The following is a 23,341-nucleotide window of genomic DNA, read 5'->3' on the forward strand; positions in this document are numbered from 1 at the left end:
ACTGGGCAAAAACACGTACTTATGCTTTGCTTAAAAAAACACCAGTTGAGGAGTGCAACGATGCCGCGTTTAACCGCCAAAGATTTCCCACAAGAGTTGTTGGATTACTACGACTATTACGCTCACGGGAAAATCTCGAAACGTGAGTTCCTCAACCTTGCGGCGAAGTATGCGGTGGGCGGGATGACGGCATTAGCGTTGTTTGATTTGCTCAAGCCAAATTATGCGCTGGCGACTCAGGTAGAGTTTACCGACCCGGAGATTGTTGCTGAGTACATCACGTATCCTTCGCCAAATGGTCACGGCGAGGTACGGGGTTATCTGGTGAAACCCGCAAAAATGAGCGGCAAAACGCCAGCCGTGGTGGTGGTGCATGAGAATCGTGGACTGAATCCGTATATCGAAGATGTGGCACGGCGAGTGGCGAAGGCGGGGTATATCGCCCTGGCACCTGACGGCTTAAGTTCCGTTGGAGGTTATCCGGGAAATGATGATAAAGGTCGTGAGCTGCAACAGCAGGTTGATCCAACCAAACTGATGAATGATTTCTTTGCCGCAATTGAGTTTATGCAACGCTATCCGCAAGCGGCAGGCAAAGTGGGTATTACCGGATTTTGCTATGGCGGTGGCGTATCGAACGCGGCGGCTGTCGCGTATCCGGAACTGGCCTGCGCGGTGCCGTTTTATGGTCGTCAGGCACCCACTGCCGATGTGGCGAAGATTGAAGCGCCTTTACTACTCCACTTCGCGGAACTGGACACCCGAATCAACGAGGGCTGGCCTGCTTACGAGGCGGCGTTGAAAGCCAATAATAAGGTTTATGAGGCGTATATCTATCCGGGGGTTAATCACGGATTCCATAATGATTCCACGCCCCGTTATGACAAATCTGCCGCCGATCTTGCCTGGCAAAGGACACTGAAATGGTTCGATAAATATCTCTCCTGATAGGTTTATCTCTTACGGGATTACGTCTTAAACAAGCATGAAAAAATAGCGTGCGCAAAAGTCGTTCTTTGCCTAAAATATCGCTATATATGACAATATATAGCGAATGAGGTGAACGATGAATAACCATTTTGGTAAAGGCTTAATGGCGGGATTAAAAGCAACGCATGCCGACAGTGCGGTTAATGTGACAAAATTCTGTGCCGATTATAAACGCGGTTTTGTATTAGGCTACTCACACCGGATGTACGAAAAGACCGGAGATCGCCAGCTTAGCGCCTGGGAAGCGGGTATTCTGACGCGCCGCTATGGACTGGATAAAGAGATGGTAATGGATTTCTTTCGTGAGAATAATTCCTGTTCTACGTTGCGCTTTTTTATGGCCGGTTATCGCCTCGAAAATTGATCAAACATACGTATTATCTTGCTTTAATTAATTACACTAATGCTTCTTCCCTTCGTTTTAGCGCCCCGCCGCAGTATCATGATATCGATAACCATAATAAATGTGTGGTAAATGGCGCATCGATCGCATTATTGATTTTGCGATTGAGGCAAAATATATGCCAGGTCTTCGCAACGGAATAACTATAAATGACTGGAGATAACACCCTCATCCATTCTCACGGCATTAACCGTCGTGATTTCATGAAGCTTTGTGCAGCATTAGCCGCCACCATGGGGTTAAGTAGCAAAGCCGCTGCAGAGATGGCCGAATCGGTTACTAACCCGCAGCGTCCGCCAGTTATCTGGATTGGCGCGCAGGAGTGCACCGGTTGTACGGAATCTCTGCTTCGTGCAACGCATCCAACGGTAGAAAACCTCGTACTGGAGACTATCTCTCTGGAGTATCACGAAGTGCTTTCCGCCGCCTTCGGTCATCAGGTCGAAGAGAACAAACATAACGCTCTCGAGAAGTACAAAGGGCAGTATGTGTTAGTGGTGGATGGTTCCATCCCATTAAAAGATAACGGTATTTATTGCATGGTTGCCGGTGAGCCGATTGTGGATCACATCCGCAAAGCGGCGGAAGGCGCAGCAGCCATTATCGCTATCGGTTCCTGCTCTGCGTGGGGCGGTGTTGCCGCAGCTGGAGTTAACCCAACTGGCGCAGTCAGCCTGCAAGAAGTTCTGCCAGGCAAAACCGTTATCAATATTCCGGGCTGCCCGCCGAACCCGCACAACTTCCTCGCGACCGTTGCGCACATCATCACTTACGGCAAACCGCCGAAACTGGATGACAAAAACCGTCCGACCTTCGCCTATGGCCGTCTGATTCACGAACACTGCGAACGTCGCCCGCACTTCGATGCTGGTCGTTTTGCCAAAGAGTTCGGTGATGAAGGCCACCGCGAAGGCTGGTGCCTGTACCACCTCGGCTGTAAAGGGCCAGAAACTTACGGCAACTGCTCAACGCTGCAATTCTGCGATGTTGGCGGTGTGTGGCCGGTGGCGATTGGTCACCCGTGCTATGGCTGTAACGAAGAAGGTATCGGCTTCCATAAAGGCATCCATCAGCTTGCCAACGTCGAAAATCAAACTCCGCGTTCACAGAAACCGGATGTTAACGCTAAAGAGGGCGGCAACGTCTCTGCAGGCGCTATTGGTTTGCTCGGCGGTGTGGTTGGGTTGGTTGCCGGTGTCAGCGTGATGGCGGTGCGTGAACTGGGTCGTCAGCAAAAGAAAGATAACGCTGACTCACGGGGAGAATAACCGTGAACAGACGTAATTTTATTAAAGCAGCCTCCTGCGGGGCATTGCTGACGGGCGCGCTGCCGTCTGTCAGTCATGCGGCTGCTGAAAACCGCCCGCCAATTCCGGGATCGCTGGGGATGTTGTACGACTCGACCTTGTGCGTAGGCTGCCAGGCTTGCGTCACCAAGTGTCAGGATATCAATTTCCCTGAACGTAACCCGCAAGGGGAACAGACCTGGTCGAACAACGACAAACTGTCGCCGTATACCAATAACATCATTCAGGTGTGGACCAGCGGCACAGGGGTCAACAAAGACCAGGAGGAGAACGGCTACGCGTACATTAAGAAACAGTGTATGCACTGCGTCGATCCGAACTGTGTCTCTGTGTGCCCGGTCTCTGCACTGAAAAAAGATCCGAAAACCGGCATTGTCCATTACGACAAAGACGTGTGCACCGGTTGCCGTTACTGCATGGTCGCCTGTCCGTACAACGTGCCGAAGTACGACTACAACAACCCGTTTGGTGCGCTGCATAAGTGCGAGCTGTGCAACCAGAAAGGTGTGGAACGTCTCGATAAAGGCGGTCTGCCTGGCTGCGTAGAAGTGTGCCCGGCGGGCGCGGTGATTTTCGGTACGCGTGAAGAGCTGATGGCGGAGGCGAAAAAACGTCTGGCGCTGAAGCCTGGCAGCGAATACCACTATCCGCGTCAGACGCTGAAATCTGGCGACACTTACCTGCATACGGTGCCGCAATATTATCCGCATCTGTACGGCGAGAAAGAGGGCGGCGGTACTCAGGTTCTGGTACTGACGGGTGTGCCTTATGAAAATCTCGACCTGCCGAAACTGGACGATCTTTCTACCGGTGCGCGTTCCGAAAATATTCAACACACCCTGTATAAAGGCATGATGCTACCACTGGCTGTGCTGGCGGGCTTAACCGTGCTGGTTCGTCGCAACACCAAAAACGACCATCACGACGGAGGAGACGATCATGAGTCATGATCCACAACCGCTGGGCGGCAAAATCATCAGTAAACCGGTCATGATTTTTGGACCGTTAATCGTCATCTGTATGCTCCTGATTGTGAAGCGTCTGGTGTTCGGTCTGGGCTCTGTCTCTGACCTGAACGGCGGCTTCCCGTGGGGCGTGTGGATCGCGTTTGACCTGCTGATTGGCACCGGCTTTGCCTGTGGCGGCTGGGCGCTGGCGTGGGCGGTATACGTCTTTAACCGTGGGCAATACCATCCGCTGGTGCGTCCGGCGCTGTTGGCGAGTCTGTTTGGTTACTCACTGGGTGGTTTGTCGATCACTATCGACGTGGGTCGCTACTGGAACCTGCCGTACTTCTACATTCCGGGTCACTTCAACGTGAACTCGGTACTGTTCGAGACGGCGGTCTGTATGACCATCTACATCGGCGTGATGGCTCTGGAGTTTGCTCCGGCACTGTTTGAACGTCTGGGCTGGAAGGTGTCGCTACAGCGTCTGAACAAGGTGATGTTCTTCATCATTGCACTTGGCGCGCTGTTGCCGACCATGCACCAGTCTTCAATGGGGTCACTGATGATCTCGGCGGGCTACAAGGTGCATCCGTTGTGGCAGAGCTATGAAATGTTGCCGCTGTTCTCGCTGCTGACGGCGTTCATCATGGGCTTCTCGATTGTCATCTTTGAAGGTTCGCTGGTGCAGGCGGGTCTGCGTGGCAACGGTCCGGATGAAAAGAGTCTGTTCGTCAAGCTGACCAACACCATCAGTGTGTTGCTGGCGATTTTCATCGTGCTGCGCTTTGGCGAGCTTATCTATCGCGACAAGCTGTCGTTAGCGTTTGCCGGTGACTTCTACTCCGTGATGTTCTGGATTGAAGTCCTGCTGATGCTCTTCCCGCTGGTCGTTCTGCGTGTGGCGAAGCTGCGTAATGATTCCCGCATGCTGTTCCTGTCAGCACTGAGCGCACTGTTAGGTTGTGCAACCTGGCGTCTGACCTATTCGCTGGTGGCATTCAACCCGGGCGGCGGTTACGCCTACTTCCCGACCTGGGAAGAACTGTTGATTTCTATTGGTTTTGTGGCTATTGAGATTTGCGCTTACATCGTACTCATTCGTCTACTGCCGATACTTCCTCCTTTAAAACAAAACGATCATAATCGTCATGAGGCGAGCAAAGCATGAGCCAGAGAATTACTATTGATCCGGTAACCCGTATTGAGGGGCATTTACGCATCGATTGCGAAATCGAAAATGGCGTCGTTTCGAAAGCATGGGCTTCCGGTACCATGTGGCGCGGCATGGAAGAGATCGTGAAAAACCGCGATCCGCGCGATGCATGGATGATTGTGCAACGTATCTGTGGCGTATGTACTACCACTCACGCGCTGTCTTCCGTTCGTGCGGCAGAAAGTGCGCTGAATATCGACGTTCCGGTTAACGCGCAATACATCCGTAACATCATTCTGGCTGCGCACACCACGCATGACCATATCGTTCATTTCTATCAGCTTTCGGCGCTGGACTGGGTGGACATCACTTCTGCACTGCAAGCTGACCCAACCAAAGCCTCTGAAATGCTGAAAGGCGTTTCGACCTGGCACCTGAACAGCCCGGAAGAGTTCACCAAAGTTCAGAACAAGATCAAAGATCTGGTTGCCAGCGGTCAGTTGGGGATTTTCGCCAACGGCTACTGGGGTCACCCGGCAATGAAACTGCCGCCGGAAGTGAACCTGATTGCGGTAGCGCACTACCTGCAGGCGCTGGAGTGCCAGCGTGACGCTAACCGCGTCGTGGCGCTGCTGGGCGGTAAAACGCCGCACATTCAGAACCTGGCGGTAGGCGGGGTCGCTAACCCAGTCAACCTCGACGGTCTGGGCGTGCTGAACCTTGAGCGCCTGATGTACATCAAGTCTTTCATCGACAAGCTGAGCGACTTTGTTGAACAGGTTTACAAGGTCGATACCGCGGTTATCGCTGCGTTCTACCCGGAATGGCTGGAGCGTGGTAAAGGTGCGGTGAACTACCTGAGCGTGCCGGAATTCCCGACCGACAGTAAAAACGGCAGCTTCCTGTTCCCTGGCGGCTACATTGAGAATGCGGATCTGTCCTCGTATCGTCCGATCACTTCTCATTCCGATGAATACCTGATCAAAGGCATTCAGGAAAGCGCGAAGCACTCCTGGTATAAAGACGAAGCGCCGCAGGCACCGTGGGAAGGTACCACCATTCCGGCTTATGATGGTTGGTCTGACGACGGGAAATATTCCTGGGTGAAATCACCGACTTTCTACGGCAAAACGGTAGAAGTGGGTCCGCTGGCTAATATGCTGGTGAAACTGGCGGCAGGTCGCGAATCTACCCAGAACAAACTGAATGAAATCGTTGCGATTTATCAGAAACTGACTGGTAACACGCTGGAAGTGGCGCAACTGCACTCTACGCTGGGCCGTATTATTGGTCGTACCGTTCACTGCTGCGAATTGCAGGATATCCTGCAAAACCAATACAGTGCACTGATCACCAATATCGGCAAAGGCGATCACACCACCTTCGTGAAACCGAACATTCCGGCAACGGGTGAATTCAAAGGTGTTGGCTTCCTCGAAGCGCCGCGCGGTATGCTCTCTCACTGGATGGTTATTAAAGACGGTATCATCAGCAACTACCAGGCGGTTGTTCCATCAACCTGGAACTCTGGTCCGCGTAACTTCAATGATGACGTCGGTCCTTACGAGCAGTCGCTGGTGGGTACACCGGTTGCCGATCCGAATAAACCGCTGGAAGTGGTGCGTACCATTCACTCCTTTGACCCGTGCATGGCCTGTGCGGTACACGTAGTGGATGCTGACGGCAACGAAGTGGTTTCAGTGAAGGTTCTGTAATGCGTATTTTAGTCTTAGGGGTCGGCAATATTTTGCTGACCGATGAAGCCATCGGTGTGCGGATTGTCGAAGCGTTAGAGCAACGATACATTCTGCCGGATTATGTTGAGATCCTCGATGGCGGCACGGCGGGAATGGAGCTGCTTGGCGACATGGCAAATCGCGATCATTTGATTATTGCGGATGCCATTGTCTCGAAAAAGAACGCGCCGGGAACGATGATGATCCTGCGGGATGAAGAAGTTCCGGCGTTGTTTACCAACAAAATCTCTCCGCATCAGCTTGGCCTGGCCGACGTCTTGTCGGCCCTGCGCTTCACCGGCGAGTTTCCGAAAAAGCTGACCCTGGTCGGCGTGATCCCGGAATCGCTGGAGCCACACATCGGCTTAACGCCGACGGTTGAAGCAATGATTGAACCTGCGCTTGAGCAGGTTCTGGCTGCGCTGCGTGAATCTGGCGTGGAAGCCATCCCACGGGAGGCGATTCATGACTGAAGAGATAGCAGGTTTCCAGACCTCCCCGAAGGCGCAAGTACAGGCAGCGTTTGAAGAAATTGCCCGGCGTTCGATGCACGATCTCTCTTTTCTGCATCCTTCAATGCCGGTGTATGTTTCTGATTTTACGCTGTTCGAAGGTCAGTGGACGGGGTGTGTGATCACCCCGTGGATGCTGAGTGCAGTTATCTTCCCCGGCCCGGATCAACTCTGGCCGCTGCGCAAAGTGAGTGAAAAAATTGGTCTGCAACTGCCGTATGGCACTATGACCTTTACCGTTGGCGAACTGGACGGTGTTTCGCAATATCTCTCCTGTTCGCTGATGTCGCCGCTTTCGCACAGCATGTCGATTGAAGAGGGCCAACGCCTGACGGATGACTGCGCACGAATGATCCTTTCGCTGCCAGTCACGAATCCGGATGTACCACACGCAGGGCGTCGCGCCCTGCTGTTTGGTCGCAGGAGTGGCGAAAATGCATGAGTTGTCTCTTTGCCAGAGCGCCGTTGAAATTATCCAACGGCAGGCGGAGCAGCACGATGTTAAGCGCGTCACCGCCGTGTGGCTGGAAATTGGCGCGCTCTCCTGCGTTGAGGAGAGCGCCGTCCGTTTTAGTTTTGAAATTGTCTGCCACGGAACGGTGGCGCAAGGGTGCGATTTACATATCGTCTATAAACCCGCCCAGGCCTGGTGCTGGGATTGCAGCCAGGTGGTGGAGATTCATCAGCACGATGCGCAGTGTCCGCTCTGTCACGGCGAGCGGTTGCGTGTCGATACCGGCGATTCGCTGATCGTCAAAAGTATTGAAGTTGAATAACCGGAGTTAATAATGTGTATTGGCGTTCCAGGCCAGGTGCTGGCTGTCGGTGAAGATATTCACCAGCTTGCGCAGGTTGAAGTATGTGGTATCAAGCGCGATGTGAATATCGCCCTGATTTGTGAAGGTAACCCTGCCGATCTACTGGGCCAGTGGGTGCTGGTACACGTCGGATTTGCCATGAGCATCATCGACGAAGATGAAGCCAAAGCCACATTAGACGCACTGCGCCAAATGGATTACGACATTACCAGCGCGTGATGATTAGCTTTCGTAGGCCTGATAAGACGCGGCAGCGTCGCATCAGGCATTGTGCACGATTGCCGGATGCGGCGTGAACGCCTTATCCGGCCTGGATGGCTTGCTGCGACGAACACCAACCCTTACCCCTGACGCTTATCTTCCGTATTCGTCTCGAAATCACTGGCGTCATGGCGCTCATGCAACTGCTCATTCAGCGGTCCGTTGGTGCGGTTAACAATACGCCCACGTTTCACCGCCGGACGTTCGCCTACTTCTTTCGCCCAGCGTTGTACATGCTTATAACTGCCCGCATCAAGAAACTCAGCGGCATCATACACACCACCTAACACCACGTTGCCAAACCACGGCCAAATCGCCATATCCGCAATGGTGTACTCATCGCCCGCAACAAACTTATGCTGCGCCAGTTGCTTATCCAGCACGTCGAGCAGACGTTTGGCTTCCATGGTAAAGCGGTTGATGGCGTACTCAATCTTTACCGGTGCGTAATGGTAAAAGTGACCAAAACCACCGCCGAGGAACGGTGCCGCGCCCTGTAACCAGAACAGCCAGTTCATCGTTTCAGTACGCTTTGCCAAATCCTGCGGCAGGAAGTAGCCAAATTTCTCCGCCAGATAAAGCAGGATCGAACCAGATTCAAACACGCGGATCGGCGGATTATGCGTATGATCGCGCAGCGCCGGGATCTTCGAGTTTGGGTTCACTTCGACAAAGCCGCTGGAGAATTGATCACCATCGCCAATACGAATCAGCCAGGCGTCGTATTCTGCACCAGTAACGCCCAGCGCCAGCAGCTCCTCAAGCATAATCGTTACTTTCTGACCGTTCGGCGTTCCCAGCGAATAAAGTTGCAATGGATGTTTGCCAACGGGCAGCGTTTTTTCATGCGTCGGACCAGAAACCGGGCGATTGATATTGGCGAACGCGCCGCCAGCGGATTTATCCCACGTCCAGACTTTCGCGGGCTGATAAGTATTGTCTGTCATAGTGAGTTGCCTTCTGAGTGGTAGTGTTGAAGCAGTGTAGCAGGTCACTTGCTGTACAGAATGTGAATTTTTTAACCCTTTGCGCCAGCCGCTGCGATGAGGTGTATGATTAGTCTGACCTCTGTCCGGTTAATGTCGCTGAGCAGGTAATCAGAGCACAACAATTACGCCAACTGCTTAGGTTGTATTGTTAAAGGTAAAGTGATGAGCAAAGGAACGACCAGCCAGGATGCCCCGTTCGGGACATTATTGGGCTACGCCCCAGGTGGGGTAGCAATCTACTCTTCAGATTACAGTTCTCTCGATCCGCAGGAATACGAAGATGACGCCGTATTCCGTAGCTATATCGACGACGAATATATGGGCCACAAGTGGCAATGCGTTGAATTTGCTCGCCGTTTTCTCTTTCTGAATTACGGTGTGGTCTTTACTGACGTGGGTATGGCGTGGGAGATTTTCTCGCTGCGCTTCCTGCGAGAAGTGGTTAATGACAACATCCTGCCATTGCAGGCATTTCCTAACGGCTCGCCGCGTGCGCCGGTCGCGGGTGCGCTTCTTATCTGGGATAAAGGCGGTGAATTTAAAGACACTGGCCATGTCGCCATCATTACCCAATTGCATGGCAACAAAGTCCGTATTGCGGAACAGAACGTGATTCATTCCCCGTTGCCGCAAGGGCAACAGTGGACGCGCGAGCTGGAGATGGTGGTCGAAAACGGCTGCTATACCCTGAAAGACACTTTTGATGACACCACCATTCTGGGCTGGATGATCCAGACGGAAGATACTGAATACAGCTTACCGCAGCCGGAAATTGCAGGCGAGCTGCTGAAAATCAGCGGAGCGCGCCTGGAAAACAAAGGCCAGTTTGACGGTAAATGGCTGGATGAAAAAGATCCGCTGCAAAACGCCTATGTGCAGGCCAACGGTCAGGTGATCAATCAGGATCCTTATCATTACTACACCATTACCGAGAGTGCCGAGCAGGAGCTAATTAAAGCCACCAACGAGCTGCACCTGATGTATCTTCACGCAACCGACAAGGTGCTGAAAGATGACAACCTGCTGGCGCTGTTCGACATCCCGAAAATCCTCTGGCCACGTTTGCGTCTCTCCTGGCAGCGTCGCCGTCACCATATGATCACTGGTCGTATGGATTTCTGCATGGATGAGCGTGGCCTGAAGGTTTACGAGTACAACGCCGACTCCGCCTCCTGTCATACCGAAGCGGGCTTGATCCTCGAACGTTGGGCGGAGCAGGGCTATAAAGGCAACGGCTTCAATCCGGCGGAAGGGCTGATTAACGAATTGGCTGGTGCCTGGAAACACAGTCGTGCACGTCCGTTTGTCCATATCATGCAGGACAAAGATATCGAGGAAAACTATCACGCGCAGTTTATGGAGCAGGCGCTGCACCAGGCGGGCTTTGAAACGCGTATCTTGCGTGGATTGGATGAACTGGGCTGGGATGCTGCCGGGCAACTGATTGATGGGGAAGGGCGACTGGTTAACTGCGTGTGGAAAACCTGGGCGTGGGAAACCGCGTTTGATCAGATTCGTGAAGTTAGCGACCGTGAGTTTGCTGCGGTGCCAATCCGTACCGGTCATCCGCAAAACGAAGTGCGTCTTATCGACGTATTGCTGCGCCCGGAAGTGCTGGTCTTTGAGCCGCTGTGGACGGTGATCCCCGGCAACAAAGCGATTCTGCCGATCCTCTGGTCGCTGTTCCCGCACCATCGTTACCTGCTGGATACCGATTTCACTGTTAATGATGAACTGGTGAAAACAGGTTACGCAGTGAAACCGATCGCCGGTCGCTGTGGCAGCAATATCGACCTCGTCAGCCATCATGAAGAGGTGCTGGACAAAACCAGCGGTAAATTTGCCGAGCAGAAAAACATCTATCAGCAACTGTGGTGTTTGCCGAAAGTGGACGGTAAATACATTCAGGTATGTACCTTCACCGTTGGCGGCAACTACGGTGGGACGTGTTTGCGCGGTGATGAATCACTGGTCATCAAAAAAGAGAGTGATATTGAACCGTTAATTGTGGTGAAAAAGTAATACATGTTGTAGCAACCCCGTACTGATTATGAAGAATAATCAGTACGGGGATTAATCAAAATATTCAATATTTATATATTCCAATATTTATTCATTTCATATGTGAATATATTAACCAGTGGAATACCTGTGTTTTGATTATTTCTAAAGGTTTTGAATGAATGCTTATTGTCTGATACACAAGAAATAACACTCTTTTTATCGTTAAAAAATGATATTTCACTTTGCCCATGCCGTTAAAGTCACTGATAATGCGTCCGTTCGTAAATTCAAAATGGCGTAATCTAATATATGCTAAATTTATTTGTTGGCCTTGATATATACACAGGGCTTTTGTTATTGCTTGCTCTGGCATTTGTGTTGTTCTACGAAGCAATCAATGGTTTTCATGACACGGCGAATGCGGTGGCAACCGTTATTTATACTCGTGCCATGCAACCACAACTTGCTGTGGTGATGGCGGCATTTTTTAACTTTTTTGGCGTGTTATTGGGCGGACTTAGCGTTGCCGGTAATGACTCCAACTTATTGATAGTGTTTTATGTTCAGATAATGCCCGATGACTTTGTCATGCAGCTCCACCGATTTTGAGAACGACAGCGACTTCCGTCCCAGCCGTGCCAGGTGCTGCCTCAGATTCAGGTTATGCCGCTCAATTCGCTGCGTATATCGCTTGCTGATTACGTGCAGCTTTCCCTTCAGGCGGGATTCATACAGCGGCCAGCCATCCGTCATCCATATCACCACGTCAAAGGGTGACAGCAGGCTCATAAGACGCCCCAGCGTCGCCATAGTGCGTTCACCGAATACGTGCGCAACAACCGTCTTCCGGAGCCTGTCATACGCGTAAAACAGCCAGCGCTGGCGCGATTTAGCCCCGACATAGCCCCACTGTTCGTCCATTTCCGCGCAGACGATGACGTCACTGCCCGGCTGTATGCGCGAGGTTACCGACTGCGGCCTGAGTTTTTTAAGTGACGTAAAATCGTGTTGAGGCCAACGCCCATAATGCGGGCTGTTGCCCGGCATCCAACGCCATTCATGGCCATATCAATGATTTTCTGGTGCGTACCGGGTTGAGAAGCGGTGTAAGTGAACTGCAGTTGCCATGTTTTACGGCAGTGAGAGCAGAGATAGCGCTGATGTCCGGCGGTGCTTTTGCCGTTACGCACCACCCCGTCAGTAGCTGAACAGGAGGGACAGCTGATAGAAACAGAAGCCACTGGAGCACCTCAAAAACACCATCATACACTAAATCAGTAAGTTGGCAGCATCACCGGATTTTCCCATCAACGGTAATTTTGTCACTGCACGACCGACATTTCCGGCCTGTTTTCCTAAATGAACTCTTTCGGCAGCACCATATTTTTCGACAACGGTAATAAGATGTTCACACACCGTTGACTTGCCTGAACCATCGCTACCAATAACGGCAATTAATGGAGGTGTTATTGACTGCATGAATATATCCTTTAATTTAAATATCCATTAAAAATATTTATTTGGTTAATATGTTTTTATGAAAGCGTAATTCAGGTCAATGTCACAATTAACCATTGTCACAATAAGGTTGAACGGATATTCTGAGCACGGACCACGTAATATTCAATACATTATTTACTGCCGGGTTTTTCGTGAATCAACGTAATATGTCAATAATTAATTCCACGCCAGTGCGTGTTATTGCCATTGTAGGATGTGATGGTTCAGGTAAATCGACCCTCACGGCAAGCCTGGTAAATGAACTGGCAGCAAGAATGCCAACAGAACACATTTATCTCGGGCAATCGTCCGGGCGAATTGGCGAATGGATTTCACAGCTCCCTGTTATTGGCGCACCTTTTGGGCGTTATCTGCGAAGTAAAGCGGCACATGTGCACGAAAAGCCCTCAACACCGCCTGGCAATATTACTGCACTGGTTATCTATCTGCTTTCCTGCTGGCGGGCGTACAAGTTTCGCAAAATGTTGTGTAAAAGCCAGCAAGGCTTTCTGCTCATCACCGACCGCTACCCGCAGGTTGAAGTGCCGGGGTTTCGCTTTGATGGCCCGCAATTGGCAAAAACCACGGGCGGTAACGGTTGGATAAAAATGTTAAGGCAGCGCGAGCTGAAGCTGTACCAATGGATGGCATCTTATTTGCCCGTATTGTTGATTCGTCTTGGCATTGATGAACAAACCGCGTTTGCGCGTAAACCTGACCACCAACTGGCAGCGTTACAGGAAAAAATCGCCGTTACGCCGCAACTGACATTCAATGGCGCAAAGATCCTTGAACTGGATGGGCGACACCCCGCCGATGAAATTCTGCAAGCGTCACTACGCGCAATTCACGCTGCGCTTTCCTGATCACCAAAATGGATAGGGGATGATTTAACGAATGGATGCACTACAAACTCAAACTGTTAATAGTACAACCGCGCCGCAGCCCAACTACATTCCGGGGCTGATTGCGGTGGTCGGGTGTGATGGCACCGGTAAATCCACACTGACCACCGACCTGGTGAAATCGCTGCAACAACACTGGCAAACCGAGCGGCGCTATCTGGGGCTGCTCTCCGGCGAAGACGGCGACAAAATCAAACGATTGCCGTTGGTTGGCGTCTGGCTGGAACGGCGACTGGCGGCCAAATCCTCGAAAACCCAAAGCATGAAAACCAAATCTCCGGCGCTATGGGCGGCGGTGATTATGTACTGCTTCTCGCTGCGAAGAATGGCGAATCTACGCAAGGTTCAGCGACTGGCGCAAAGTGGCGTTCTGGTGGTCAGCGATCGCTTCCCGCAGGCTGAAATTTCGGGCTTTTATTATGATGGACCGGGGATTGGCGTCGAACGTGCGACCGGGAAAATCAGCATGTTTCTGGCGCAGCGCGAACGGCGTTTATACCAACAAATGGCGCAATATCGCCCGGAATTAATTATTCGCCTGGGCATTGATATTGAGACTGCCATCTCCCGCAAGCCTGACCATGACTATGCCGAGCTGCAGGACAAAATCGGTGTCATGTCGAAGATTGGCTATAACGGCACAAAAATTCTTGAGATTGATTCCAGAGCGCCCTACAGCGAAGTGCTGGAACAGGCACAGAAGGCGGTTTCTCTGGTTGCCATCGTTTCTGACCGCCGAAGTTTAACTTAAGGCTGGCGGGATACTTTTTACTATCAACGATAAGGTCAGGCTGAATTGGCGGGTTTTAACATCAAACATTGGTTTGCAGATGGCGCGTTTCGCACCATTATTCGCAATAGCGCCTGGTTAGGCTCCAGTAATGTCGTGAGCGCCTTGCTGGGTCTGTTGGCGCTCTCGTGTGCCGGTAAAGGGATGACGCCCGCCATGTTTGGCGTACTGGTGATTGTGCAATCGTACGCCAAGTCGATCAGCGATTTTATTAAGTTTCAGACATGGCAACTGGTGGTTCAGTACGGAACACCAGCATTAACCAACAATAATCCGCAGCAATTCCGCAATGTCGTCTCATTTTCCTTCTCGCTGGATATCGTCAGCGGCGCGGTGGCGATTGTCGGTGGCATTGCCTTACTGCCATTCCTTTCCCATTCATTAGGTCTGGATGACCAAAGTTTTTGGCTGGCAGCGCTCTATTGCACGCTCATTCCTTCAATAGCTTCCTCCACGCCGACCGGCATTCTGCGTGCGGTAGATCGCTTCGATTTAATTGCTGTACAGCAGGCGACGAAACCTTTTCTGCGCGCAGCGGGGAGCGTCGTAGCCTGGTATTTTGACTTTGGTTTTGCGGGTTTTGTTATTGCCTGGTACGTGTCGAATCTGGTTGGCGGCACCATGTACTGGTGGTTTGCCGCGCGCGAATTACGCCGCCGAAATATCCATAACGCCTTCAAATTGAATCTGTTTGAGTCTGCCCGACACATTAAAGGCGCGTGGAGTTTTGTCTGGTCAACCAACATTGCCCACTCCATCTGGTCGGCGCGTAACTCGTGCAGCACAGTGTTGGTGGGGATCGTGTTAGGACCCGCTGCCGCCGGGTTATTTAAAATCGCCATGACATTCTTCGACGCCGCCGGAACGCCAGCGGGTTTGCTGGGTAAAAGTTTTTACCCAGAGGTGATGCGTTTAGATCCGCGCACCACCAGACCGTGGTTGTTAGGTGTGAAGTCCGGTTTACTGGCGGGCGGAATCGGTATTCTGGTGGCGCTCGCGGTGTTGATCGTCGGCAAGCCGCTCATTTCGCTGGTGTTTGGCGTTAAGTATCTCGAAGCGTATGACCTGATTCAGGTGATGCTGGGCGCAATTGTGATTTCGATGCTGGGCTTCCCTCAGGAGTCATTGCTATTGATGGCGGGAAAACAGCGCGCTTTTCTCGTGGCGCAAACCATCGCCTCAATCGGCTACATCGTATTGCTGTTCATGTTCTGTCATCTGTTTGGTGTGCTGGGAGCAGCGTTTGCTTACTTCGGTGGGCAATGTCTGGACGTGGCGCTCTCGTTAATTCCAACCTTAAAGGCATTTTTTCAGCGCCATTCCTTGCTTTATAACGCAGCCGGAGAGAAATCCTGATGATGAGAAAATATTTCCCGCTTGAGGCGAGCGAGCGTCTATTTGTTGCGATTGAAGAAGATGATGTCGTTGATGCACAGGTTAGTTTGCCGCCGACTATTGCACTAAGTTGTACCACCGAAATCATTCATGATAATTACGCGTTATGCCTGCAATTCTGGCTCAATGGCGTTGATCGTCAGGAGTTACTGCGTTTAGTTCGCAAACAAGCCAAAGGCGATGAGCTGACTGCTGATGAGCGCAAACAATTTAAATACATGCGAGCGCGCTACAAGCACCTGCGTTTTGCGCAACGGCTGTATTTAAAGAAGCATCAGGCCGGATTTTTATTCGGCAAAACGACCGTTTTTCTGGGGCGTTTTCAGGACGGCTTTCGTAACGGTAAGAAAAATATTGTGTCGTATTACGGCAACCTGTTACGGATTTATTTAAGCTCTCCGGTCTGGTCGTTGGTGAACTATTCATTACGCCATAGCCAGTTAGAAAGCGTAAGCAGTTTTATTGCCTATCGGCAAAAGCAAATGCATACCCTGAAAGAGATTATTGCCAAACCGCGACTAACCGGTAGGGAATTTCATGATGTGCGAAAAATCATCAGCCAGCAGGTTTCTTATTACGACACCTTAAGATCGCTTGATCCTGAAAATAAAGAGGCGTTACAGATATCCCGCTTCCTCGCCGCCATTAATGGCCTGATGGGAGATAAACACGACGACATGGTGGCGGATGATATGGAAAACCGCCAGTCGTATGATGCACCGGTGGCGCTGGATAGCGATATTCGTCAGCGCTTAGAGCTGCTGATTTCGCGTTTTCCGCTATAGCCGGAGCAATGATGTCATCTCGTTTGATTATTGCGTTGATTATCATGCTCTTAGCCCCGGGTGTGCAGGCACACAATTTCGTCACTGGCAAAACGGTTACCCCTGTTTATATCCAGGAAGGCGGCGAGCTGCTTCTGAATAGCGACGACGAAATTCACTACCAAAAGTGGAACAGCACACAATTAGCGGGAAAAGTCCGCATTATTCAGTATATCGCCGGGCGTAAGTCGGCGAAGAAAAAGAACTCACTGTTAATTAAAGCGGTTGAAGCGGCAAACTTTCCGCAGGATCGTTTTCAGCCCACCACCATTGTGAACACCGATGATGCCATCTTTGGTACTGGCTATTTTGTTGTTGGCAAAATCGAAAAAAATAAACGCCGCTATCCGTGGGCGCAATTCGTTATTGACGGCAATGGACAGGGACGCGTTGCCTGGCGCTTGCCGGAGCAGAGTTCAACCATTCTGGTGCTGAATAAAGCCGGGCAAATTCAGTGGGCAAAGGACGGCAGCCTGACGCCGGAAGAGGTAGATCATGTCATTGCGTTGGCGCAGAAACTGATCAATGAATAAAAAACTCAAAGGATTGAGGGCGTTAGTGAGATGAAGCTGGTTGAACACTACATCATGCGTGGTACGCGCCGTCTGGTGCTGATTATCGTCGGTTTTCTGATCTTTATTTTCGCCAGCTACTCCGCACAGCGTTATCTGACCGAAGCGGCAAATGGGACATTAGCTCTTGATGTTGTGCTGGATATCGTTTTCTACAAAGTACTGATTGCACTGGAGATGTTGTTACCTGTTGGTCTGTATGTGTCAGTTGGCGTGACGCTAGGGCAGATGTATACCGACTCGGAAATTACCGCTATCTCTGCGGCGGGGGGCAGTCCGGGACGCTTGTACAAAGCCGTTCTTTATCTGGCGATACCGCTAAGTATTTTTGTCACCCTTCTGTCGATGTATGGTCGTCCGTGGGCTTATGCGCAGATTTATCAACTGGAGCAGCAGTCGCAGTCGGAGCTGGATGTTCGCCAGTTGCGGGCAAAGAAATTTAACACTAACGATAACGGACGAATGATCCTTTCGCAGACGGTTGATCAGGATAATAATCGCCTGACTGACGCGCTGATTTATACTTCTACTGCCAATCGAACCCGCATTTTCCGCGCCCGTTCGGTTGATGTGGTTGACCCATCACCCGAGAAACCGACCGTTATGTTGCACAACGGCACTGCCTATCTTATCGATCATCAGGGGCGTGATGACAACGAACAGATCTACCGTAATCTGCAATTACATCTGAATCCGCTGGATCAAAGCCCTAACGTCAAACGCAAAGCGAAATCGGTCACGGAGCTGGCGCGCTCCGTCTTTCCAGCCGATCATGCCGAACTGCAATGGCGGCAAAGCCGTGGCCTGACCGCATTGTTGATGGCGCTGCTGGCCATTTCATTAAGTCGGGTAAAACCGCGGCAAGGGCGATTTTCAACGTTATTGCCACTGACGTTGCTGTTTATTGCCATTTTTTATGGCGGTGACGTCTGCCGTACGCTGGTGGCTAACGGCGCGATTCCCCTCATTCCTGGTTTGTGGTTAGTACCCGGACTCATGCTAATGGGCCTGCTGATGCTGGTCGCACGCGACTTCTCTTTGCTGCAGAAATTTTCCCGATGAATGTTTTCAGCCGCTATTTAATCCGTCATCTCTTTCTCGGTTTTGCCGCCGCCGCAGGGCTATTGCTGCCGCTTTTTACCACCTTCAACCTGATTAACGAACTGGATGATGTCAGCCCGGGCGGTTATCGCTGGACTCAGGCGGTGCTGGTGGTGCTAATGACCTTACCGCGCACACTGGTCGAACTTTCGCCATTTATCGCCTTATTGGGAGGGATTGTCGGCCTGGGGCAGTTATCGAAAAACAGTGAGCTTACCGCCATTCGCAGCATGGGGTTTTCTATCTTCCGTATTGCACTGGTGGCGCTGGTTGCAGGGATATTGTGGACTGTTTCGTTAGGCGAGATAGATGAGTGGGTAGCGTCGCCATTACAGCAACAGGCGTTGCAAATCAAATCGACCGCCACCGCGTTGGGGGAGGACGATGACATTACCGGCAATATGCTGTGGGCCAGGCGTGGTAATGAATTTGTGACGGTGAAATCGCTGAACGAGCAGGGCCAGCCGGTGGGCGTGGAGATTTTTCATTATCGCGACGATCTCTCGCTCGAATCCTACATTTATGCACGCAGTGCCACCATTGAAGACGACAAAACGTGGATCCTGCATGGTGTGAATCATAAAAAATGGCTGAATGGCAAAGAAACGCTGGAAACATTAGATAATCTTGCCTGGCAATCGGCCTTCACCAGTATGGATCTTGAAGAGTTATCAATGCCGGGCAATACTTTTTCTGTCCGTCAGCTTAATCATTACATCCATTATTTGCAGGAAACCGGGCAACCCAGCAGCGAATACCGCCTTGCACTGTGGGAAAAACTGGGGCAACCCATCCTGACCCTGGCGATGATTTTGCTGGCTGTGCCGTTTACCTTTAGCGCCCCGCGCTCGCCAGGGATGGGTAGCCGTCTCGCTGTAGGTGTCATCGTTGGCTTACTCACCTGGATCAGCTATCAAATCATGGTCAATCTGGGATTGCTATTTGCGTTGAGCGCACCTGTTACCGCGCTCGGTTTACCGATAGCGTTTGTGCTGGTGGCGTTGAGCCTGGTGTATTGGTATGACAGACAACATTAAACCCGCCGTGGCGCAACACCACGGCGGGCTCACATTACTGCTTCAGAGTAGCAAATGCCTGAATGATGGCATCGATTTGCTCACGACTGTGAGCAGCGTTTACGCTACAGCGCAGCAGCGTGATGCCTGCAGGCGCGGCAGGTGGCAGGATAAGATTCACATAAACGCCCAGCGAAATAAGCTCGCGCCAGATGCGTAAACCGTCCTCTTTCGAACCGATTATTACCGGCACTACCGGGCTAATATGTGAACTTAACTCATAACCCAGTTTTTGCAGACCGTCATACAGATGGTTGGCATTATCCATCAGCTTTTGCCGCAGCTCTGGTTGTGTGGCAATAGTTCTTAACGACGAGCGCACGGTCGCAATGCAGGACGGAGAAGGAGAGGCGGTAAAAATATACGGGCGGCTGCCGTAGCGCAGCACTTCCATCGCTTCCGAACCGACAGCAAAACCGCCAATCGAGGCCAGACTTTTACTGAAGGTGCCAACGATAATATCCACATCATCTTCAACGCCGACAGCTTCAGCCAGTCCGCGCCCCGTTGCGCCTAACACGCCAAACGAATGCGCTTCATCGACAATCAAATAACCACCGAGACGACGTTTGATATCAACAATTTCCGCTAACGGCGCAACGTCACCGAGCATGCTGTAGATACCCTCAACGATGATAATCGCCTCTTTCGCCCGTTCACCGAGGCGAACCATGCGCCGTTCCAGATCTTTAGCATCGTTATGGCGGAAACGAATAATTTCCGCGCCACCGAGAGAACAGGCGTCATAAATACTGGCGTGGCTGTCGGCATCCAGTAACACCACGGCGTTATGGTCGGCAAGTGCGCTGATGACGCCTAAATTAGCGGTATAACCGGTTGAAAAAACGATAGCGGTAGGGCGATTGAAAAACTCGGCAATCTCTTTCTCTAACGCCAGGTGCGGCGCATAACTGCCGTTTGCCATACGAGAACCGGTGGTGCCGGTACCTTGGGCCGCTAACGCGGCCTGACCTTCGCTGATGGCATCATGATTAAAGGTTAAACCGAGATAATTATTGGTCCCGGCCAGAATCACTTTTTTATTGCCGATCCGGCCTTCGGTGGCGGAATACACTTCATCAATACAGGTGCCAAACGGTGTTAACCCGTTGTCACTAAATTGCAGTCGCTCGCCAGCAAGGCGCGCATATTTATCGTATAGCCCCATTATTTATTCTCCAGCCATGGAAGTAGAGTTTCCATTAATTGCGCAGGGGTTTTGACATCCAGCAGAATATTAATAGGAATGGAAATATCGAATCTGTCTTCCAGCATCATTAAGAGATCCATCACTTTGATCGACTCCAGGCCAAGATCGTTGACGAGATCGCTGTCGGGCTTAATTTCCACACCGTTTTCGACCAAATCCTGTAAACAGGAAAGGATGTAATCCATTACTATTTCACGATTTACCATAGAAACGTTAACACACCTTTAAACAAGACAATCAAAATAGCCCGTTGCGTAATGCGTGTTCCAGGCTAATCCCGGGAAACCAATTAATATCTTCAGAAATACGGTTATTACTTGCCGACCAGTCGGCGTGGGTTAATTCACGAATTTTCGAGCGGGTCAGCATAGGTTCTTTACCTGCCAGGCGACTCAACGCGGTACTGATATCCGCAAGGCCGGTGAGTACCGGCAGAGGAATGCCAACCATTCGCACGGAACCGCAACGGGCGTCGGCGGCAAGTTGCTGTACGCGTTGCCAGTCATAGCCGCCGGCGACGCCATCGCATAATTCATAGGTTTGCGTCTGTATAGTTTCGGCGCTTAACCACTGACCCACTGCTTGCGCGAAATCGGTGACGTGCAGAAAAGAGAGCTGTGTATCTGGCGCACCAAGTCGTGGCAGCAGGCCGCGCAGCATCCAGTCAAACAGCGGTTTTAACTCTTTATCGCCGGGACCATACACGGCTGTCGGGCGAAAAACGCCCAGCGTAATTTCGTCCGCCATTGCTGCCAGTCGTTGCTCGGCGACGTATTTGGATTTTGCATACCAGGAGAGCTCGGGATGGCGCGCCGCCAGCGAAGAGATAAACAGAAAACGTTGGCAAAAGCCGCTCTCTTTTGCTGCTTGCATCAGGCGCAGGCTGCCGTCAACGTTACAGCGGGTGAAAATCTCTTCTTTGTGCCCGCGCACTTGCCCGGCGCAATGGACCACTACGCTGGCTCCGGCAACCAGCTCGCTAAGTGAATGAGTATCTTCCAGCGAACCGCGCACCCAGGTGAGATTATCATTGACGTGAGCGCGGGCAGTACGCGTCAATGCGCGAACGTGAAAGCCGCGGGCGAGCAGGTTATCGATAATATATTTACCGATAAACCCGGTAGCGCCCGTCACCGCGACAGTTTGATTCATGCCAGGGATTCCTGCACATTAAGACTGGCAGCATAAGCCTTCTGATAACGTTTTTTCGCTTCCGCACGGGCAGGCTTGCCGGAGGACGTTCGGGGAATACTGTGGGGCGGCAACAGATCGATAGCCGCGGTCACGCCAAATTCGCTTTGGATCCGTGCCGCCAGCGCGTGGATAAGCTGCCCGCGACGTTCTTCGTCGCTGATCCGACACTGGATCTGCAAAATGATTTTTTCCTGGGCGGTAACAAAAGCAATCGCATCGCCAGAATGAATTTCCGGTTCCTGTTCCGCTATATATTCAATATCCTGCGGCCAGATATTACGGCCACGAATAATAATCAGATCTTTAATGCGTCCGGTGACATACAGATAACCGTCCAGCAGATAACCGAGGTCGCCGGTGTCTAACCAGCCCGTCGCGGCAATCTCGTCTTGCGAAGCCTGGTCGCCAAAGTAACCGCTCATCAGACTGGGACCGGAGATGCAAATATGGCCTACCACACGTTCCGCGACCGGCATACCTGCTTCATTGCGGATTTCAATACCATGTTCCGGCAACGCTTTGCCGCAGTTGACGAAAGTCGATACGGCGCGTGTCTCTGCACCCGGCGCGACGGCTTTACCCTGATATTCGAGGATGTCGCGATCCACTTCGTTAACCACAACCCCGGAGGCTTCATCAGAGAAGCTGACAGCCAGCGCATTTTCTGCCAGTCCGTAGCACGGCATGAAAGTTTTATTGTCAAAGTTAACCTGACGGAAACATTCAGCGAATTGATGGAGTTGTTCTGCGGAGATGGGTTCTGCACCAATACCAGCGACGCGCCAGCAGGAAAGATCCAGTTCAGCGAGATCTTTTTCATTCACGCGGCGCTGGCACAATTCATAGCCAAACGGCGGCGCAACGGAAACGGTGCCGCGATTTTTACTGATCAATTTAAGCCATTGCAGAGGACGCATGGCAAAATCCTGAGTGCGCAAATAATCTACTGAAAGCTGCGTGGCGACGGGGGTCAGGAGAAAGCCGACCAGTCCCATATCATGGTAGAAAGGCAGCCAGGAGACGCAGCGGTCGCCAGGGCGTAATTTAATGCCGTCGTGGCTTATAGCACGTAGATTAGCCATCACTTCGCGATGGGTGATAATGACGCCACGGGGAAAACGGGTGCTGCCGGAGGTGTACTGGAGGTAGGCGATATCGTTCGGAACTGGACGCTGGAGCGCAACATCGGCTTCCGGTAATGCCTTAAACCAGGCGTGGCTTAAAACATGTAATTCGGGGTTGTCATGCGTCGCGGCATTGACCAGTGGCAACCACTCATCACCAGTGATAATGGCTGCGGGCTGGCAACTTGCCAGTAAACCCTGCAATTTGGCGCTCCAGGAATCCCGCTGACCAACGCCCATTGGAATCGCCAACGGGACGGCGACTAAGCCGGCATACTGGCAGGCAAAAAAAGCCTCTACGAACCCGCTACTTGTTTCGGCAATCAGTGCCACGCGATCGCCTTTTTTCAGGTTCAGCGATAACAACCGCTTCGCACCAGCTTCGGCACGTGCTTTTAACGTCTGATATTCCAGTTGATCTTCAAGTTGGCAACGTCTGTCATAAAAATTCATTCCGGCGCTACTCAGAGCGGCGTAGTCCAAAGCATCAACCAGCGTTGGAAAATCGGCATAGCGCATAGGTAGGG

General features: G+C 51.6%; 24 protein-coding genes and 2 pseudogenes. 19 read left to right on the forward strand and 7 right to left on the reverse strand.

Going from position 1 to position 23,341, the window contains the following annotated elements:
- Positions 1–60: 60 nt before the first annotated feature.
- The 10 genes from yghX to hybG all read left to right on the forward strand — a co-directional run bounded on the left by yghX (position 61) and on the right by hybG (position 8,088).
- Positions 61–948, forward strand: coding sequence for a YghX family hydrolase (yghX, locus tag ACU8XX_RS03645; protein WP_001297303.1), 888 nt, complete (start codon positions 61–63; stop codon positions 946–948).
- A gap of 118 nt (positions 949–1,066) precedes the next feature.
- On the forward strand, positions 1,067–1,354 hold the full coding sequence (yghW, locus tag ACU8XX_RS03650) for a DUF2623 family protein YghW (protein WP_001059136.1): 288 nt from the start codon (positions 1,067–1,069) through the stop codon (positions 1,352–1,354).
- Between the two features lie 188 nt (positions 1,355–1,542).
- Entirely contained in the window at positions 1,543–2,661 is a 1,119-nt protein-coding gene (gene hybO, locus ACU8XX_RS03655; RefSeq protein ID WP_000145410.1) for a hydrogenase 2 small subunit, read from the forward strand.
- Positions 2,662–2,663: 2 nt separating this feature from the next.
- Positions 2,664–3,650 (forward strand): hydrogenase 2 operon protein HybA, encoded by a 987-nt coding sequence (gene hybA, locus ACU8XX_RS03660; protein ID WP_001081873.1) that lies wholly within the window; start codon positions 2,664–2,666, stop codon positions 3,648–3,650.
- The gene (gene hybB, locus ACU8XX_RS03665; protein WP_000017703.1) at positions 3,640–4,818 is read left to right on the forward strand and encodes a Ni/Fe-hydrogenase cytochrome b subunit; all 1,179 of its coding nucleotides are present in this window, start codon (positions 3,640–3,642) and stop codon (positions 4,816–4,818) included. Before hybA ends, hybB begins: the two co-directional genes overlap by 11 nt.
- A complete protein-coding gene (hybC, locus tag ACU8XX_RS03670) occupies positions 4,815–6,518 on the forward strand; it encodes a hydrogenase 2 large subunit (RefSeq protein WP_016241631.1) in 1,704 nt (567 codons plus the stop codon). The genes hybB and hybC overlap by 4 nt, the downstream gene beginning before the upstream one ends.
- Positions 6,518–7,012 carry a HyaD/HybD family hydrogenase maturation endopeptidase gene (locus ACU8XX_RS03675; protein ID WP_001221939.1) on the forward strand — a complete coding sequence of 165 codons (495 nt, stop codon included), beginning with the start codon at positions 6,518–6,520 and terminating at the stop codon, positions 7,010–7,012. Before hybC ends, ACU8XX_RS03675 begins: the two co-directional genes overlap by 1 nt.
- Positions 7,005–7,493 carry a hydrogenase-2 assembly chaperone gene (gene hybE, locus ACU8XX_RS03680; RefSeq protein ID WP_000134014.1) on the forward strand — a complete coding sequence of 163 codons (489 nt, stop codon included), beginning with the start codon at positions 7,005–7,007 and terminating at the stop codon, positions 7,491–7,493. The genes ACU8XX_RS03675 and hybE overlap by 8 nt, the downstream gene beginning before the upstream one ends.
- Positions 7,486–7,827: a hydrogenase maturation nickel metallochaperone HypA gene (gene hypA, locus ACU8XX_RS03685; RefSeq protein ID WP_000544953.1), complete on the forward strand. Its 342-nt coding sequence runs from the start codon at positions 7,486–7,488 to the stop codon at positions 7,825–7,827. Before hybE ends, hypA begins: the two co-directional genes overlap by 8 nt.
- A gap of 12 nt (positions 7,828–7,839) precedes the next feature.
- Positions 7,840–8,088: a hydrogenase maturation factor HybG gene (gene hybG, locus ACU8XX_RS03690; protein ID WP_000334896.1), complete on the forward strand. Its 249-nt coding sequence runs from the start codon at positions 7,840–7,842 to the stop codon at positions 8,086–8,088.
- A 122-nt stretch (positions 8,089–8,210) separates the two neighbouring features.
- On the opposite strand, the gene yghU is transcribed toward hybG, so the two are convergent.
- Positions 8,211–9,077: a glutathione-dependent disulfide-bond oxidoreductase gene (yghU, locus tag ACU8XX_RS03695; protein WP_001295515.1), complete on the reverse strand. Its 867-nt coding sequence runs from the start codon at positions 9,075–9,077 to the stop codon at positions 8,211–8,213.
- A gap of 204 nt (positions 9,078–9,281) precedes the next feature.
- Here yghU and gss point away from each other — a divergent pair, with 204 nt between their 5' ends.
- Together gss and ACU8XX_RS03705 are read left to right on the forward strand one after the other, a co-directional pair.
- Positions 9,282–11,141: a bifunctional glutathionylspermidine amidase/synthase gene (gss, locus tag ACU8XX_RS03700; protein WP_001297309.1), complete on the forward strand. Its 1,860-nt coding sequence runs from the start codon at positions 9,282–9,284 to the stop codon at positions 11,139–11,141.
- Between the two features lie 291 nt (positions 11,142–11,432).
- Positions 11,433–11,651: pseudogene (locus ACU8XX_RS03705) on the forward strand (inorganic phosphate transporter); the annotation flags it as partial.
- Positions 11,652–11,666: 15 nt separating this feature from the next.
- Here the strand turns inward: ACU8XX_RS03705 and ACU8XX_RS03710 are convergent.
- A protein-coding gene (locus ACU8XX_RS03710; RefSeq protein WP_103215986.1) for an IS1-like element IS1A family transposase occupies positions 11,667–12,364 on the reverse strand; the annotation gives its coding sequence in 2 pieces (ribosomal slippage) (positions 11,667–12,115 and positions 12,115–12,364; 699 coding nt in all).
- A gap of 55 nt (positions 12,365–12,419) precedes the next feature.
- Positions 12,420–12,602: pseudogene (locus tag ACU8XX_RS03715) on the reverse strand (hypothetical protein); the annotation flags it as partial.
- Between the two features lie 173 nt (positions 12,603–12,775).
- Here ACU8XX_RS03715 and ACU8XX_RS03720 point away from each other — a divergent pair.
- From ACU8XX_RS03720 to lptG, 7 genes are read left to right on the forward strand one after another with little or no spacing between them, the layout of a single operon-like run.
- Positions 12,776–13,489 carry a dTMP kinase gene (locus ACU8XX_RS03720; protein ID WP_001076243.1) on the forward strand — a complete coding sequence of 238 codons (714 nt, stop codon included), beginning with the start codon at positions 12,776–12,778 and terminating at the stop codon, positions 13,487–13,489.
- Between the two features lie 31 nt (positions 13,490–13,520).
- On the forward strand, positions 13,521–14,279 hold the full coding sequence (locus ACU8XX_RS03725; RefSeq protein WP_000339531.1) for an ATP-binding protein: 759 nt from the start codon (positions 13,521–13,523) through the stop codon (positions 14,277–14,279).
- A gap of 45 nt (positions 14,280–14,324) precedes the next feature.
- On the forward strand, positions 14,325–15,674 hold the full coding sequence (locus tag ACU8XX_RS03730; RefSeq protein ID WP_016241629.1) for a lipopolysaccharide biosynthesis protein: 1,350 nt from the start codon (positions 14,325–14,327) through the stop codon (positions 15,672–15,674).
- Positions 15,674–16,498: a hypothetical protein gene (locus ACU8XX_RS03735; RefSeq protein WP_000984978.1), complete on the forward strand. Its 825-nt coding sequence runs from the start codon at positions 15,674–15,676 to the stop codon at positions 16,496–16,498. The genes ACU8XX_RS03730 and ACU8XX_RS03735 overlap by 1 nt, the downstream gene beginning before the upstream one ends.
- A gap of 11 nt (positions 16,499–16,509) precedes the next feature.
- Positions 16,510–17,070 (forward strand): YtfJ family protein, encoded by a 561-nt coding sequence (locus ACU8XX_RS03740; protein WP_001298770.1) that lies wholly within the window; start codon positions 16,510–16,512, stop codon positions 17,068–17,070.
- Between the two features lie 30 nt (positions 17,071–17,100).
- Positions 17,101–18,171 carry an LPS export ABC transporter permease LptF gene (gene lptF, locus ACU8XX_RS03745; RefSeq protein WP_000779636.1) on the forward strand — a complete coding sequence of 357 codons (1,071 nt, stop codon included), beginning with the start codon at positions 17,101–17,103 and terminating at the stop codon, positions 18,169–18,171.
- Entirely contained in the window at positions 18,168–19,247 is a 1,080-nt protein-coding gene (gene lptG, locus ACU8XX_RS03750; protein ID WP_240765367.1) for an LPS export ABC transporter permease LptG, read from the forward strand. The genes lptF and lptG overlap by 4 nt, the downstream gene beginning before the upstream one ends.
- Before the next feature lie 34 nt (positions 19,248–19,281).
- Here lptG and spt read toward each other — a convergent pair whose 3' ends face one another.
- The 4 genes from spt to ACU8XX_RS03770 are packed head-to-tail and all read right to left on the reverse strand — an operon-like array spanning position 19,282 to position 23,333.
- The gene (gene spt, locus ACU8XX_RS03755) at positions 19,282–20,454 is read right to left on the reverse strand and encodes a serine palmitoyltransferase (RefSeq protein WP_000524970.1); all 1,173 of its coding nucleotides are present in this window, start codon (positions 20,452–20,454) and stop codon (positions 19,282–19,284) included.
- Entirely contained in the window at positions 20,454–20,702 is a 249-nt protein-coding gene (locus ACU8XX_RS03760) for an acyl carrier protein (RefSeq protein WP_000248097.1), read from the reverse strand. Before ACU8XX_RS03760 ends, spt begins: the two co-directional genes overlap by 1 nt.
- Positions 20,703–20,733: 31 nt before the next feature.
- Entirely contained in the window at positions 20,734–21,648 is a 915-nt protein-coding gene (locus tag ACU8XX_RS03765) for an NAD-dependent epimerase/dehydratase family protein (protein ID WP_001077166.1), read from the reverse strand.
- Positions 21,645–23,333, reverse strand: a complete 1,689-nt coding sequence (locus ACU8XX_RS03770; protein WP_029403876.1) for a fatty acyl-AMP ligase — start codon at positions 23,331–23,333, stop codon at positions 21,645–21,647. Before ACU8XX_RS03770 ends, ACU8XX_RS03765 begins: the two co-directional genes overlap by 4 nt.
- Between the last annotated feature and the right edge of the window lie 8 nt (positions 23,334–23,341).

It is taken from the genome of Escherichia sp. MAL-1 (assembly GCF_052948035.1).

What these genes read in the sequence shown, in the direction of transcription:
- yghX (WP_001297303.1), top strand. Translation starts at nt 61, where the DNA reads ATGCCGCGTTTAACCGCCAAAGATTTCCCACAAGAGTTGTTGGATTAC.
- yghW (WP_001059136.1), top strand. Translation starts at nt 1,067, where the DNA reads ATGAATAACCATTTTGGTAAAGGCTTAATGGCGGGATTAAAAGCAACG.
- hybO (WP_000145410.1), top strand. Translation starts at nt 1,543, where the DNA reads ATGACTGGAGATAACACCCTCATCCATTCTCACGGCATTAACCGTCGT.
- hybB (WP_000017703.1), top strand. Translation starts at nt 3,640, where the DNA reads ATGAGTCATGATCCACAACCGCTGGGCGGCAAAATCATCAGTAAACCG.
- hybC (WP_016241631.1), top strand. Translation starts at nt 4,815, where the DNA reads ATGAGCCAGAGAATTACTATTGATCCGGTAACCCGTATTGAGGGGCAT.
- ACU8XX_RS03675 (WP_001221939.1), top strand. Translation starts at nt 6,518, where the DNA reads ATGCGTATTTTAGTCTTAGGGGTCGGCAATATTTTGCTGACCGATGAA.
- hybE (WP_000134014.1), top strand. Translation starts at nt 7,005, where the DNA reads ATGACTGAAGAGATAGCAGGTTTCCAGACCTCCCCGAAGGCGCAAGTA.
- hypA (WP_000544953.1), top strand. Translation starts at nt 7,486, where the DNA reads ATGCATGAGTTGTCTCTTTGCCAGAGCGCCGTTGAAATTATCCAACGG.
- hybG (WP_000334896.1), top strand. Translation starts at nt 7,840, where the DNA reads ATGTGTATTGGCGTTCCAGGCCAGGTGCTGGCTGTCGGTGAAGATATT.
- yghU (WP_001295515.1), bottom strand. Translation starts at nt 9,077, where the DNA reads ATGACAGACAATACTTATCAGCCCGCGAAAGTCTGGACGTGGGATAAA.
- gss (WP_001297309.1), top strand. Translation starts at nt 9,282, where the DNA reads ATGAGCAAAGGAACGACCAGCCAGGATGCCCCGTTCGGGACATTATTG.
- ACU8XX_RS03725 (WP_000339531.1), top strand. Translation starts at nt 13,521, where the DNA reads ATGGATGCACTACAAACTCAAACTGTTAATAGTACAACCGCGCCGCAG.
- ACU8XX_RS03735 (WP_000984978.1), top strand. Translation starts at nt 15,674, where the DNA reads ATGATGAGAAAATATTTCCCGCTTGAGGCGAGCGAGCGTCTATTTGTT.
- ACU8XX_RS03740 (WP_001298770.1), top strand. Translation starts at nt 16,510, where the DNA reads ATGTCATCTCGTTTGATTATTGCGTTGATTATCATGCTCTTAGCCCCG.
- lptF (WP_000779636.1), top strand. Translation starts at nt 17,101, where the DNA reads ATGAAGCTGGTTGAACACTACATCATGCGTGGTACGCGCCGTCTGGTG.
- lptG (WP_240765367.1), top strand. Translation starts at nt 18,168, where the DNA reads ATGAATGTTTTCAGCCGCTATTTAATCCGTCATCTCTTTCTCGGTTTT.
- spt (WP_000524970.1), bottom strand. Translation starts at nt 20,454, where the DNA reads ATGGGGCTATACGATAAATATGCGCGCCTTGCTGGCGAGCGACTGCAA.
- ACU8XX_RS03760 (WP_000248097.1), bottom strand. Translation starts at nt 20,702, where the DNA reads ATGGTAAATCGTGAAATAGTAATGGATTACATCCTTTCCTGTTTACAG.
- ACU8XX_RS03765 (WP_001077166.1), bottom strand. Translation starts at nt 21,648, where the DNA reads ATGAATCAAACTGTCGCGGTGACGGGCGCTACCGGGTTTATCGGTAAA.
- ACU8XX_RS03770 (WP_029403876.1), bottom strand. Translation starts at nt 23,333, where the DNA reads ATGCGCTATGCCGATTTTCCAACGCTGGTTGATGCTTTGGACTACGCC.